We start from the raw sequence: 15,131 nt of genomic DNA, 5'->3' as shown, positions 1-15,131 counted from the left end.
AGATGATGAGCTTGATTATTTGCTGATAAAGCCAAGTTCTGCTGAATTAACCAGAACTCGGCTTCATCAGTACAGTGCAGAAAAATTCATCTGACCAGCACGGATAAAAGGTTGCTTAATCCGAGTTCTGCTGAATTAACTGACGCTCTGCCAGCAAGGCGGCCAGTTCGGGCAGGCAGGCCGGATCGTCTATGGTCGATGGCACCGTATATTCATCGCCAGCGCTGATTTGGCGTAGTAACTTGCGCAAAATTTTGCCGGAGCGGGTTTTGGGCAGCCTGGGTACTACGATGGCTTTTTTAAAGCAGGCCAGCGCGCCGATTTCATGGCGCACCAGGGCAATCAGTTCAGCTTCCAGCTCGGCTTCGCTGATGGCGGCACCATTTTTTAACAGCACCAGCGCCAGCGGTTGCTGGCCTTTGATTGGTTCGTGGATGCCAATGACACAACATTCCGCTACCGCCGGATGGCTGGCGACAATTTGTTCCATTTCGCCGGTCGATAACCGATGACCGGCGACATTAATTACATCGTCGGTGCGGCCCATCACAAACAGATAACCGTCCTCGTCCAGATAACCGCCGTCACCGCTGGCGTAATAACCAGCAAAGGCGGACAGATAACCGTCAACAAAACGGTCGTCATTGCCCCAAATGGTGGTTAAACAGCCCGGCGGTAGTGGCAGTTTCAAGCCGATAAAACCTTGTTGACCTGCGGGCTGCGGTTGACCGCTTTCATCCAGAATGTCGATCACAAAACCGGGCACCGGCACTGTGGCAGAGCCCGCTTTGGCGGGTAGTAATTCAATACCGGCCAGATTGGCGCTGATTGGCCAGCCGGTTTCGGTTTGCCACCAGTGGTCGATGACAGCTTTGCCAATTTTTTCCCGTACCCAGTGATAAGTGGCGGGGTCCAGCCGTTCGCCAGCCATAAAAATATATTTCAGTCGGGATAAATCGTAGGTCTGTAATAACGCCTCCGGATCTTCTTTGCGAATAGCACGAAAAGCGGTTGGCGCGGCGAATAACACTTTCACCTGATACTGGGCGCAAAGCCGCCAGAAAGCGCTGGCGTCCGGCGTGAACACAGGTTTGCCTTCGTACAAGACTGTGGTGCAACCGGCAAACAGCGGGCCATACACAATATAAGAGTGGCCAACCACCCAACCGACATCCGAGGCGGCAAAAAATACATCGCCCGGGCCGACGTCGTAAATGGCCTGCATGCTGTAATTGAGCGCCACGGCATGGCCGCCGTTGTCCCGCACCACGCCTTTGGGTTTGCCGGTGGTGCCGGAGGTGTACAGAATATACAGCGGATCTGTGGCTAATACCGGCACGCAGGCGGCCGGACTGGCCTGACTGAGTTGCTGTTGCCAGTCTAAATCGCGGCCAGCCACTAACTCGGCCTGTAATTGCGGCCTTTGGTAAATCAGGCAGCAGGGCACCGGGTGCCTGGCCTGTTGCAGCGCTTCATCCAGCAGCGGTTTGTAAGCAATGACGCGGTTAATTTCAATACCGCAGGAAGCGCTGATAATGACTTTGGGGCTGGCATCGTCAATTCGCAGCGCCAGTTCGTGGGCGGAAAAACCACCAAACACCACCGAATGCACAGCGCCAAGCCTTGCGACCGCCAGCATGGCAATGGCGGCCTGTGGGATCATCGGCAGATAAATCACCACCCGATCGCCTTTGCCAACCCCTTGTGCCTGCAACACGCCGGCAAATAACGCGACTTCTGTCAGCAATTCGGCATAACTGAATTGTTGCTGGCTGCCGGTGACGGCGGAATCAAAAATCAGCGCGGTCTGCTCGCCACGACCGGCCTCGACATGATGGTCCAGCGCCAGATAACAGCTGTTCAGACTGCCATCGGCAAACCATTGATAATGATGCGGATCCTGCCGAGTCAAGATTTGGGTTGGTGCTTGATACCAGGCCAGTTTGCCGGCCTGGTGTTGCCAGAAACTGACCGGATCGGTCAGCGCCTGCTGATAATGTTGCTGGTAGCCGCTGGCGCTATGGCTGGCTTGGTCTGTTGATTCTGTCGGGTGCATGGTTGAGATCCTGCGTCTGGTTTTTGTTCGATTACTGTAGCGAAAAAAGCCGCGGCTGAAACTTAGACTTATGGCTTAGTACCGGGCCGACAGTTTGGTGTGGTGGCGGCGGCTGCACTGGGTGCTGTGGCGCACAGACGGGCTGGCAGCGGCTTGTTAGGCTTGTACTTTATTGCCATGACAGGACAAGTCTGATGAAGATGTCAACGTTAACTGCCAAGATCAACAGGCTGATGGACAGTGGCGGTCTGTCGCGACTGGTACTGGCTTCCTTGCTGACCACGACCTTGCTGCTGACTGGCTGTAGCTCAGGCGGTGGTTATGGTCCGGGTCGCAGCGGCGTGCAGCAGCAAGTCCAGACGCAAGATCAACGCGGGACTGTCAGCAGTATTCAGATTATTGCCCAGCGTGATCGCGGCACTGGCGGCGGCGCTTTACTCGGTGCAGTGCTCGGTGGGGTGCTGGGCAATCAGTTTGGCAGCGGCTCAGGCCGGGCTCTGGCCACAGGTGCCGGTATTGTCGGGGGCGTGGTGGCCGGTAATGCCATCGAACAGCAGCAACCACATAACCAGCAAATTTATCGCGTCACTGTCGAGCTGGCGGGCGGCTTTTTTCAGCAGTTTGATTATCAGCAAATTGGCCAGTTACGCACCGGCGATAAAGTCAGCATTCGCAACGGCCAGCTGTTTGCGCTTTAACTGCAAACCGCATAAACCCCGGCACAGCACTGACTTGCAGCTTCGCACTCAAGCGACAGTTGCTTTGCCGTCATAGTTTTACTGCAACTACTGAAGGGTCGGATTCAGTTGGCCATTCAACTCGCCGGCTATCTGGCTGCACCAGGCCAGGCTGATCACTCAGGTTGCGGCCAAGCCATCATCAACGCGACTGCAAGGTCGGTTGTCATAGGGATCATATGGAACAGTTCAACAGACCTTTGCCTGCTGCGCAGCAACAACCCAACATCTGGCTGCGGCCATGGTTCTGCCTGCGATCTTTGCTGCAAAGCTGGCTACATAGCGGGCTGCAAAACTGGCAACAACGCTGGCAATCCCCCCCACTGGGGGCAGAGCAATTGCCACTGCGGGAACAACTGCTCAGTGCCGAGCAGATGGAACTGCGCGGTAAAGCGCTGGCACAAAGTCATCAGTTAAGTGCGCATGCCGGTAGCGAGCTGCTGTTAAGCCGGCTGGCCGACAATGAACAGGTACTGCTGAGGATCTGCAGTTTGTTAACCCAGGCGGTGCAAGCGCGGCAGCGTATTGCGCCGGCCGGCGAATGGTTATTGGATAATTTTTATCTGATTGAAGAACAAATCAGTACTGCCCGGCAACATTTACCCAAAGGTTACAGCCGGGAATTACCCAGGCTGGCCACCGGGCCTTCGGCGGGTTTACCGCGGGTGTATGATTTGGCGTTGACGGTGATTTCGCATGGCGATGGCCGGGTCGATGATGAAGCGCTGAGTCGTTTTGTACTGGCTTATCAAACCGTCACCGATCTGACGCTGGGTGAATTATGGGCCATTCCGATTATGTTACGGCTGGCGCTGCTGGAAAATCTGCGCCGGGTCAGTGCAAGGCTTGCCGTTGCAAGGCAGCAGCAGGCTCTGGCGCAAAACTGGGCCGATCAGATGATGACGATGGCCGAAAGCGATCCAAAAAACCTGATCCTGGTGATTGCCGATATGGCCAGATCACAACCGCCGCTGGTCAGTCCTTTTGTGGCTGAACTGGCGCGGCGGTTACAGGGGCATGGACCGGCGCTGGCGTTGCCGCTGACCTGGATAGAACAGCGGCTGGCTGAATCCAGCCAGACCATTGAACAGCTGGTTCGCAGTGAAACCCAGCAACAAGCCGCCGATCAAGTCTCCATCAGCAATAGCATTGGCAGTTTAAGGTTTCTTGGTGCCTCCGACTGGCGGGTTTTTGTCGAGCAAATGAGTGTGGTGGAGCGGCTGCTGTTGCAGGATCCGCAGGATCAGTACCGGCAAATGGCTTTTGCCAGTCGCGACTGTTACCGGCAGGTGATAGACAGATTAGCCAAACAAAGTGGCCAGGCAGAGGCGGTGCTGGCGCAGCTGGCTATCAATCTGGCGCTCAGTGCGCAGCAACAGCATGGTGTTCAGGCCTATCAGGCGCATGTTGGTTATTATCTGATTGATGATGGCTTTGCTTTGTTACTGCAGGCTGCCGCTGTCCGGCGCTGGTGGCCGCAACGCAGTCAGCAACAGCAAGCCAGGCTCATCGGTTTGCTGCAAGCGGGCGCTATTGTGACTGCAACAGGCGGTTTCACCACGCTTTTTCTGTGGCAGGCGGTGCAGGCGGGCATGGCACCCTGGCAACTGGGGCTGTTGACCTTGTTGTTATTGCTGGCCGGCAGTCAACTGGCCTCGGTACTGGTGAACTGGCTGGCGACACTGTTGACCCGGCCCGGTCCATTGCCGCGGCTTGATTTTAGCCTGGGTTTACCTGCCACTGAGGCGACGCTGGTGGTGATCCCATCGCTGTTGCACAGCGCGACAGCGACAGATGCTTTGCTGGAAGCGCTGGAAGTGCGTTTTTTGGGCAATCAGGATCCCTATCTTTATTTTGCGTTACTGACCGACTTTACCGATGCGGACAGCGAAACCCTGTCTGCTGATCAAGGGTTACTTGACCGGATGCAGGCCGGGATTTGCCAGCTTAATCAACGTTATGCCAGCGTTTTTGAAACCTGCAAGGATGCCAGCAGCCAGCCAACTGCGGTGAAAGCGCCGCGGTTTTTATTATTCCACCGGCCCAGACTCTGGAATGCGGTAGCAGAGCGTTGGATGGGTTATGAACGTAAACGCGGCAAATTAGCGGCGCTGAATCATGCGTTAAGAGGCAGCGATCTGGCCGACTTTTCGCTGGTGGTAGGGGATGTGGCGGCCCTTGGCCGGGTGCAGTATGTGATCACGCTGGATACGGACACCCAGTTACCGCGTGATTCCGCCCGCCAATTTATTGCCACTATGGCACATCCACTGAATCAACCCAGGTTTGCCGCAGATCCAGGCCAGAGCGACAAGCCACTGGTGATGGGCGGTTATGGCTTACTGCAACCCAGAATGGCGACCAGCCTCAGCGGAGCCAACAGTTCAGGCTATGCCCGCTTATTTAGCAGCGAAGCCGGGCTTGATCCCTATACCCGCACAGTGTCAGACGTCTATCAGGATATGTATGGCGAAGGCTCTTTTGTTGGCAAAGGTATTTATCAGGTCGATGCTTTTATCCGGGTGCTGGATCAGCGTTTTCCGGACAACCGGATCCTGAGCCATGATTTAATTGAAGGCTGCTATCTGCGCTCTGGTTTGCTCAGTGATGTGCAGTTGTATGAAGACTACCCGGCCAGTTACCAGACGGATGTGCAGCGGCAACAGCGCTGGATCCGGGGCGACTGGCAATTACTGGCCTGGCTGCTGCCTAAGGTACCGACCTTGCGCGATGGTGAGGTCCGCAATCCGTTATCGCTGTTATCGCGCTGGAAGATTTTTGACAATTTACGCCGCAGTCTGGTGCCGGCGACTTTACTGAGTCTGTTGCTGTTTGGCTGGCTGGCGACCAGCAGCCCCTTGTTGTGGACTCTGACAGTGAGCGGGCTCCTGCTGTTGCCTGGCTGGTTAATTGCGGCGGTCAGTTTATTTTGCCGCCATGCCGATGTGCGCTGGAGTTACCATTTTCATACGGTTTACCAGCATATTGGCAGCGTGTTGCAGGAGGCCAGCTTTAAGCTCGCGGTATTGCCCTATGAAGCTGGTTTTAGCCTGCATGCCATTGGCTGTAGCCTTTACCGGCAGTGGTGGGCACCAAGGCGGTTATTAGACTGGACCTCCTCGGATCAGCCGGTAGTTCAATTGCTAGCTCAATCGGTAGCTCAATCGGTAGCACAACCGCAATTGGCGTCCTTTTATCAACGGATGTGGCTTTCGCCTTTGCTGGCGCTGCTGATGTTGTTATTGCTCAGCAGTTGGCAACAGGCCGCCTTACCAGCAGCCTTACCGGTGTTATTGTTATGGGCATTGGCGCCGCTGTATGCCTGGTGGCTCAGTCGGCCGTTGCAGCGGCAGGCGGTGAGTCTGGCGCCGGAGCAACGCAGTTTTCTGCGGCAAAGCGCCCGCCAAACCTGGGCTTTTTTTCAGACTTTTGTCACAGCAGAGCAGCACTGGCTGGCACCGGATAATTTTCAGCAAAAGCCAGGCCCGGTGCTGGCGCACCGCACCTCGCCCACCAATATAGGCTTATCTTTGCTGGCGAATTTATCCGCTTATGATTTTGGCTTTATTGGTCCGGCCGCGCTGTTACAGCGCACGACCGATACCTTTGCCACCCTGGCGAAACTTGAGCGTTATCAGGGCCATTTTTGTAACTGGTACGATACCCAAAGTTTGCAGACCTTGGCCCCGCGCTACGTCTCGGCGGTGGACAGCGGTAATTTAGCCGGTCATTTGCTGACGTTAAAAGCCGGTCTGCAAAGCCTGCCGGCCGAACCTTTGTTGCCCCGGCAAAGTCTGCAAGGTTTACTGACCTGTTTGCAATTAGTGCAGGCTGCTTTTGAGGCTGAGAAAAAGCAATTGTCCTTAACCGTGACTAAGGCTTTCAGCTTATGGTCGGTCCGGCAGCAGCAGTTGCTGGATCAGGCGATGGCTACCAGTCAAAGCGAGCACAGTTTAACCGCCAGCTATTGTTGTTTAGAGCAATTACAGCGCCAGGATCAGCTGTTGCCGGTGTTGCCGGGTTTGCCACCGACGGAGCAGGCCGGCACCGAACTGCAGTTTTGGCTCAGCGCCTGGTCGGCACAGCATCAGGCGTTGCTGGCGGAGCTGAGCTGGCTCTGTCCCTGGTTAGCTTCTGGTGAACGACCGCAGCGCAGTGCGACTGTCACCGGACCTGCTGCAGAGCAGCGCAGCAGTCCGGTACAAGCCACGCCGGACAGTCATGTTTTGTTGCAACATTGTGTGGCGGCGATGGCAGAGGTAGAAACATTAGTACAGTTACAGCAAATGACACAAAGCTGGTTACCACAGCTTGCTGCAGCCTTGCAGTCAGAGCAAACCGCGTCGCAGCGTCATTTATTAGCCAGTTGGCTGCAGTATCTGCAATGTGCGCAGCTCAGAGCGGGTCAGCGGCAAAACCTTGGTCAGGCTTTGCAGCAGCAATGTCAGGAGTTTTCCCATCAGGAGTATGAGTTCTTATTTGATAAATCCCGGCATTTGCTTGCAGTTGGCTACAATATCGATGAATTTCGCCGGGATAACAGCTATTACGATTTGTTGGCATCTGAAGCCAGGCTGGCCACTTTTGTCGCGATATCGCAAGGCAAATTGCCGCAACAAAGCTGGTTTGCCCTGGGCCGTCTGCTGACCAGCTCTGCCGGCGCAGCTGTGTTAGTGTCCTGGAGCGGGTCGATGTTTGAATATCTGATGCCGCTGCTGGTGATGCCTTCTTATCCCGGCACTTTGCTGGATCACAGTTGCCGAGTAGCAGTCCGGCGTCAGATCGCTTACGGCCAGCAGCAATCCTTGCCCTGGGGCGTGTCCGAATCTGGTTTCAGCACTATGGATGCCAGTCAGAATTATCAGTATCACGCCTTTGGCGTGCCCGGCCTTGGTTTAAAACGCGGGCTGGCGGAAGATATTGTGATTGCACCTTATGCCAGTATGCTGGCGTTGCTGGTTGATGCCAGCCCTGCTTGCCAGAATCTGCAGCGGCTGAGTGCCGAGGGGGCTGCCGGTCGCTATGGCTTTTATGAGGCCATTGATTACACGCCAAGCCGGCTCAGCCGGGGCCAGAGTCGTAGTCTGGTCTGTTCTTTTATGGCGCATCATCAGGGCATGTCGTTGCTGGCGATAGCCAGTGTGCTGCTGGACCAGCCAATGCAAAAACGTTTTGCCTCCGATCCGCAATTTCAGGCAACTTTGTTGTTATTACAGGAAAAAGTGCCGAAATCGACGATAGTGCATGCCCATGTGGCCGAACATTCGCAAGGCGGCGCCTTTTTTGATGCGCCTGTGCTGCCCATCCCAAGACCCCTCGGCGCGGCCACCCTGGTGCCTGAAGTACAGTTGCTGTCAAACGGCCGTTACCATGTGATGCTGACGAATGCCGGTGGCGGTTACAGCCACTGGCATCAACTGGCGCTGACCCGCTGGCGGGAAGATGGCACCCGTGATCATTGGGGCTCGTTTTTATATGTGCGTGACTTAGCCAGTGGCTATTTCTGGTCAGCTGCGCATCAGCCGACGCTGGTGCAGGCTGACAGTTATGCTGCGGTCTTTTCCGAAGGCCGCGCCGAATATCGTCGCCGCGAGCATGATTTTGAAACCTATTCTGAAATTGTGGTATCGCCCGAAGATGATATCGAACTGCGGCGGGTGCGGATCACCAACAGAGCCAGCAGTCGCCGTACTGTCGAACTGACCAGTTACAGCGAAGTGGTGCTGGCTGCAGCAGCCGCAGATGATATGCAAACGGCTTTTGGCAATTTGTTTGTGCAAACCGAAATTCTGCCGGAGCGGCATGCCATTTTGTGTACCCGCCGGCCGCGCTCGGCCGGTGAAGTGAACTGCTGGATGTTCCATTTATTGGCGCAAAATGGCACCGCCGTCGGGGCTGTCAGTTATGAAACCGACCGGATGCGGTTTATCGGCCGGGGTCAAACCTTACAGGCGCCGCAGGCGCTGGCTGAACAGTTGCCGTTGTCAGGCAGTCAGGGCTCGGTGCTGGATCCGATAGTGGCGATCCGTTGCCTGATTACTTTAGATGCCGAACAAACAGCGACTTTGGACTGGATCACGGGGGTTGCTGCCAGCCGGGCTGAATGTCTGGCGCTGGTGGATAAATATCAGGATCGGCATTTTGCCGATCGGGTGTTTGATATTGCCGGCACCCACAGTGCCGTGATGTTACGCCAGATCAATGCCAGTGAAGCGGATGCCGAGTTATACCGGCGCCTCGCCAGTGCTGTGTTGTACAGCCACAGTCAGCTCAGAGCGGATGCCAGCATTTTGCTGCAAAATCGCCGCGGGCAGGCGGGTTTGTGGGGGTACGCGATTTCCGGTGATTTGCCGATAGTGTTGTTAAAAATCAGTGATATCAACCAGATGGAGCTGGCGCGTCAGTTAATCCAGTGCCATGCCTACTGGCGGTTAAAAGGACTGGCGGTGGATTTGGTGATTTGGAATGAAGATCATGTCGGTTATCGGCAACAACTGCAGGAACAGATCCTGGGATTGATAGCAACCGGCACTGAAGCCCAGGTGGTTGACAGGCCCGGCGGTATTTTTGTCCGGATGTCGGAGCAAATTCCGAATGAAGACCGCATTTTATTACAAGCCGTCGCCCGCGCTATTCTGGTTGAGCAGCGAGGAACTTTAGCAGAGCAATTGAACCGGCGGGCTTTGTTACCGGTGCAAACTGCTTTGTTGCAGCCGCAGCGTTTTTCTCATCAGCAGCCGTCACCGGCCATCAGCACTCTGTTGCCAGCCGATTTACAATTGGGCAATGGCATTGGTGGTTTCAGCCCGGATGGCCGTGAGTATTGTCTGGTGACGAACCACAGTCAGACCACGCCCTTACCCTGGGCCAATGTACTGGCCAATCCACAGTTTGGCACTGTCATTACCGAAAGTGGCCTGGCTTACAGCTGGAGCGAAAATGCACATGAATTCCGGCTGACGCCCTGGAGTGATGACAGTGTGGCGGCCAGCGGCGGCGAAGCATTTTATCTGCGCGATGAAGACAGTGGTGATTTTTGGTCACCGACCGCCTGGCCTTGCTGCGGCAGGCAACCTTATCTGATCCGGCATGGTTTTGGTTACAGTCAGTTTGAACATGAAGAGTGGGCCATCCAGAGTCAGTTGCTGGTGTATGTGCACCCAGTCGATAAAGTTAAATTTTCGGTGTTAACAGTGCGCAATCAATCGGCCCGTCGCAGAAAAATATCTGCTACTGGCTATGTACAGTGGGTATTGGGTGATTTAGCGGCCAAAACAGCGGCGCAGCTGGTGACCGAAATTGATGCCAGCAGTGGCGCTTTATTTGCCCGCAACAGTTATCACAGTGAATTTTCCGGCCGGGTGGCGTTTTTTGATGTCGATGACAGCAGTCGCAGTCTGACGGCAGACCGGGCCGAGTTTATTGGTCGAAATGGCAGTCTGGCGGCACCCGAAGCGATGCGTCGCAGTCATTTGTCAGGTCGGGTTGGCGCGGCGCTGGATCCATGCGCAGCAATACAGCTGGCTTTTACGCTGGCACCAGGTCAGCAGCGGCAGATTATTTTCCGGCTGGGCGCTGGTCATGATCTGGCGGATGCCAGGGCGCTGGCTTTACGCTGTCGCCAGACGGGCGAAGCAGCGCAGGCGCTGTTTGAAGTGAAACAATTCTGGGCGCAGACGCTGCATGGGGTACAACTGCAAACGCCAGATCCGGCGCTGAATGTATTAGCCAATGGCTGGTTGCTTTATCAGACGCTGGCATGCCGGCTCTGGGCCCGCAGTGGGTATTATCAGTCCGGTGGTGCTTTTGGCTTTCGCGATCAATTGCAGGATGTGCAGGCTTTGCTGCATGCGGACCCCCAACTGGCAAAACAACAGATTGTGCTGGCAGCATCGCGGCAGTACGAGAACGGCGATGTGCAGCACTGGTGGCACCCGCCTTATGGCCGTGGTGTGCGGACCCGTTGTTCTGATGATTACTTATGGCTGGTGGCTACCACTTGCCGTTATGTCCGGCACAGCGGCGATGCCTTGATCCTGCAAACCGACATCGGTTTTCTGACTGGTCGGCCGCTGAATGCTGATGAAGCCTCTTATTATGATTTACCACAAAGGGCTGTGGTCAGCGCCAGTCTGTATCAGCATTGTGTCCTTGCGATTGAATATGGCTTAAAGTTTGGTGAGCATGGTTTACCCCTGATGGGATCGGGTGATTGGAACGATGGCATGGATTTAGTCGGAGTCAAAGGCAAAGGCGAAAGTGTCTGGCTTGGTTTCTTTTTATATCAGGTCTTGCACGAGTTTATGCCGCTGGCGACGGCGCAGGGCGATCTGGCATTTGTGGACCGTTGTCAGCAAGCCGCCGCGCAATTACAGCAAAATTTACAGCTGCATGGCTGGGATGGTGACTGGTTCCGGCGGGCTTATTTTGATGATGGCACTGTGCTTGGCTCGGCAGCCAATAGTGAATGCCGGATTGATGCAATCGCACAAAGCTGGGCGGTATTATCCGGTGCCACTGAGCCAACGCGGATGTGGCAGGCGATGAATGCTTTGGACAGCCAACTGATCAGGCGCAGGGATGGCCTGATGCAATTGTTAACACCAGCTTTTGATCAATCCACGCTGGATCCGGGTTATATCAAAGGCTATTTGCCAGGCGTGCGCGAAAATGGCGGTCAGTACACGCACGCAGCGATTTGGGCGGCTATGGCTTTTGCCCGACTGGGCGATCCGGCACGCTGTTATCAGTTGCTGAATTTAATCAACCCGGTGCAGCATGGCAATAGTGCCGCCAGGGTGGCCATTTACCGGGCTGAACCTTATGTGATGGCGGCTGATGTCTACGCTTCGCCGCAGCATGTCGGTCGTGCTGGCTGGAGTTGGTACACAGGCTCAGCCGGCTGGATGTATCAGCTGATCCTCGGCTCTGTCGCCGGCATCCAGCGTGAGGGGGATTTCCTGCGGATAACACCTTGTATTCCTGCGCATTGGCCGGGTTTTCAGTTGCAGTATCGTTTTGGTTCGACTGAATATCAGTTGCAGCTCACGCAACAGCAGCAAGCGGTTACTTACAGCGATGAGATGGCCAGCCCCAGGCGGAAGATGCTGCTGTGGCTGGATGGCGTTGCAACCGAAGCCGATGGCATCTGGTTACAGGACGATCAACAGCCACATCAGGTTCGGATAGCATTAACCTTGCCTGAGTAAAAGTTGCGCGCCGGATAGATCCGGCTTGCCAGCGCAGCACAGCAGTGCAAGGTCACTGCGGTGGCGCGAGCAACCGGCCGGACAGTCCCGGCCTGTTGTTTTTGTTACCACTGATACTGCAGTTGTAAACTCAGCTGTTGCGGTTCACCGGCGTAGACCACAAAGGCGTTGCCGGAGGCGGTGTAATAGTGCTCATTGAGCAGGTTATTCACCGCCAGTTGGGCTGACCATTGTGGTTGCTGGTAACGCAGACCGGTGCTTAATAAACGATAGCCATCCAGTTGCCAGTTCGATGTGGTGGTCAGTGGCCGGCCGCTGCTGTAATTGCCTTGCACAAAGGCTGACCATTGCTCGTTGACTTGCCAGTTGGCTGCCAGGTTCAGCCGATGCCGGGCTAAATCGCCTAAGCGTCGACCCAGATCATCATCATTGGAGGCGGTGACTTCGCCATCCATATAGGCATACCCCGCTTGCAACCGCAGCTGGGCCCCCAGTTGCCAGTTACCTTCAATTTCGATGCCATTAACCTGCTGCTCGCCGCTATTGACACTAAAATCAGCATCGACCGGATCCGCCGTCAGCGCGTTCAACCGCTCGATGCGAAACAGCGCCAGGCTGGCATTGACTGTGCTGCCGGCAAAACGCAGCCCCAGTTCCTGCTGGGCCGATTCTTCCGGCGCCAGCGGCTGGCCGCTGCGGCTGCGGGAAGCGGCGCTGCTTTCTAAATCAAAACCAGTGTTATGGCCGCTAAACAGTGTCCAGTGCTCAGTGAGCTGATAGGTCATGCCCAGTTGCCAGATGGTGGAAGACACCGGGATCATCTCAATGCTGCTCTGCCACGGACCGCTGCCAGCCTGACTTTCGGTATAACGGACGGCGCCGATCAGTTGCCATTGCTCAGTGAGCTTTAATTGATCCTGCAACACCCAGGCATCGGAATCCAGCAGATACGCGTTATCAAAGGCAAAATCCAGCAGCGGCGCTTTGCTGTCATATTGATAAACCGGTTGGCGTACATCGATAGCGGCCAGGCTGCCAGCGCGGATATTGGACTGAATAAAACGGCCACGTTCCCAGGCACCTTCGTAACCAAGCAGCAGTTGGTGTTCAATTGCACCTGTGGACAAAGTACCGGTTAAATCCAGCTGGGCGATTTTATAATCATCATCTTCGCGGCCATGCCGGCCGGTGCGGTTAATAAGGGTAGGCTGATCTTTGAGCGGGGCCCGTAAATTCACCTGACCAAACACCGTGTTAAATTCCTGATATTGCAGTCTTGGCGTTAAAGTCCAGTTGTCATTGAGCCGGATATCCAGCCAGTACTGATACAGCGGCGCAAAAGAACTCAGATCGGTAAAGGCCGGTTCGCCGAACTGACTGCCAGCGTCCAGCAGCTCCTGATCTTGCTCTGGCAATACCACAGAGACAGGTAAACCAGCATGGCGTTTGCTGTCGCGGCGGATATATTCAGCCAGCAAATGACCGGTGGCGGTTTCAGTCCACTGGTGCTGCAATGTCAGAGAAAAATGATTGCGGTCAATCGGTTGTCTGCTGACAAAGGTATTGGAGCGCTCGATTTCAGCGCTCAGGCGCGCCTGCACCTGGTCGCCAGCGCTGAAACTATAATCGGCATTGGCAATTTTTTGCGCATGGCTGCCGAGTGTCAGAGCGCTGCTGCCAGCGTGATCCGGCCCCGGTGTTTTACTGACTAAATTAATCACGCCGCCCACGGCAGACTGGCCGTACAAGACGCCGGAGGGACCTTTCAGCACTTCGACCCGTTCGATATTGTGTAGCGCCGATGGATCAATATCTTCGTAATAACGCTGGCGCATGCCGTTTCTGAGCTGATCGGCACCAAAGCCGCGAATTTTAATACTATAGGACTGATAAGGGCCAACCCGCGAATAACCGGCATTAGCGCTTGGCACATTGAGTAATAACTCGCCGACGGATTGCCGGCCCTGGGCACGCAGCTCAGTGACATTTAATAGCTGCACACTTTGCGGCAGCTTCGCGAGGGCAATGCCTGATTTACTGCCAAACTGGTCGTTCTGGCGCTGACCAAACACGGTTAAACGTTCCAGCGAGCGTTCAGCGGTCGCATTTGCGGCAACAGTCGCTGCCAGCGGCGCCGCCTGAGACCATGCCGGCAGGCAAGCCAGCGTGAAGAGGGATAAACGAAACAATTGCATGTCAACACAGCCTTGAAAACGAAAGTAAAGATGGCTGTTATTGTCCCATAACCGATGATGCAGGCCGATGCGGCAAATTGTCGCAGCAGGTTATTTAGCAAGCGTTTTCAAGGCAATAGCGCGACCGGGTTACTGGACTGGCGCTGGTGTAAAGATCATTTTGTTGCCGAGTAACAGCGCCAAACTGCCATCTTGTTGCATGGCACTGAGCTGTTGCTCGAGCACCTGTTTTAGCTCTGGGTATTTACTATGGCGAGAAAAACCTACAAACACATCCTGGGGTTCGAGGATGGTGAGCGGAAACTGCACTTCACGGATCTGGCTGGCCAGCTCGGGCTGTTGCTCAAAAACACGTTTGACCTGAGAGGGCGGTAAAATGGCGGCATCAACCCGGCCTTTGCTGACCATTTGCAGTGCCAACTGCACTGTCGCTGCGGGTTGCCATTGGCTCTTTGGTAAAGCCGCCAGTACCGGCTGCATTTTAGGGTGTACACCGTAATTGCGCACCGTGGTCAGTGTCATTTGATTGAGGGCGGCAACCTGCGTCAACTGCCGCTGATCCTGCGCCGCCAGATAAATCCGATCTGGCCAGCGGCCGCCAAATCTGAGCAAATATACCTGCTGCGCCGTTTTTTTGCTGTACAGCAAATTCACCATCAGGTCACTGCTGCCGTTACCGAGTTCTCGGATACAGCGGCTGCTGGGGGTTTGTGGGCTGATCTCCAGCACAAAACCACTGCGTTTGGCCAATTGTTGCATCATTTGCACTGAAGGGCCGCTGGGTGATTTTTGGCCGGGCAGAAATTCATGCATACCGGGAAAATGGTCCAGACACCAGCGCAGACGTGGCTCGGCGGCTGCGGGTTGCCACAGCAGCAGCGGAAGTAAGACGGCTTGTAAGCCAAGGCTGATTCGAAGTTGCATAGCTTTGAAG

The 15,131-nt window shown here is 55.2% G+C and carries 5 protein-coding genes; 2 read left to right on the top strand and 3 right to left on the bottom strand.

The annotated features are described in order from the left end of the window. Window positions 1-115: 115 nt before the first annotated feature. Complete coding sequence (locus tag AC53GJ_RS13180) at window positions 116-2,056, bottom strand: propionyl-CoA synthetase (RefSeq protein ID WP_496728229.1); 1,941 nt, start codon at window positions 2,054-2,056, stop codon at window positions 116-118. A 194-nt stretch (window positions 2,057-2,250) separates the two neighbouring features. Between AC53GJ_RS13180 and AC53GJ_RS13175 the strand changes: the two genes are divergently transcribed. Together AC53GJ_RS13175 and AC53GJ_RS13170 are read left to right on the top strand one after the other, a co-directional pair. Further along, on the top strand, window positions 2,251-2,754 hold the full coding sequence (locus AC53GJ_RS13175; protein WP_496728227.1) for a glycine zipper 2TM domain-containing protein: 504 nt from the start codon (window positions 2,251-2,253) through the stop codon (window positions 2,752-2,754). 218 nt (window positions 2,755-2,972) lie between these two features. Beyond that, window positions 2,973-12,002, top strand: coding sequence for a glycoside hydrolase family 94 protein (locus tag AC53GJ_RS13170; RefSeq protein ID WP_496728225.1), 9,030 nt, complete (start codon window positions 2,973-2,975; stop codon window positions 12,000-12,002). Window positions 12,003-12,106: 104 nt separating this feature from the next. Here the strand turns inward: AC53GJ_RS13170 and AC53GJ_RS13165 are convergent, their stop codons facing one another. Both AC53GJ_RS13165 and AC53GJ_RS13160 read right to left on the bottom strand, forming a co-directional pair. After that, entirely contained in the window at window positions 12,107-14,197 is a 2,091-nt protein-coding gene (locus AC53GJ_RS13165) for a TonB-dependent receptor (protein WP_496728224.1), read from the bottom strand. A 129-nt stretch (window positions 14,198-14,326) separates the two neighbouring features. Next, a complete protein-coding gene (locus AC53GJ_RS13160) occupies window positions 14,327-15,121 on the bottom strand; it encodes a substrate-binding periplasmic protein (RefSeq protein WP_496728222.1) in 795 nt (264 codons plus the stop codon). Window positions 15,122-15,131: the final 10 nt, after the last annotated feature.

Source organism: Rheinheimera sp. B2H12 (assembly GCF_059620065.1).
The sequence above is the reverse complement of the archived record's forward strand: the minus strand, read 5'-3'. Positions and strand labels throughout refer to the sequence as shown.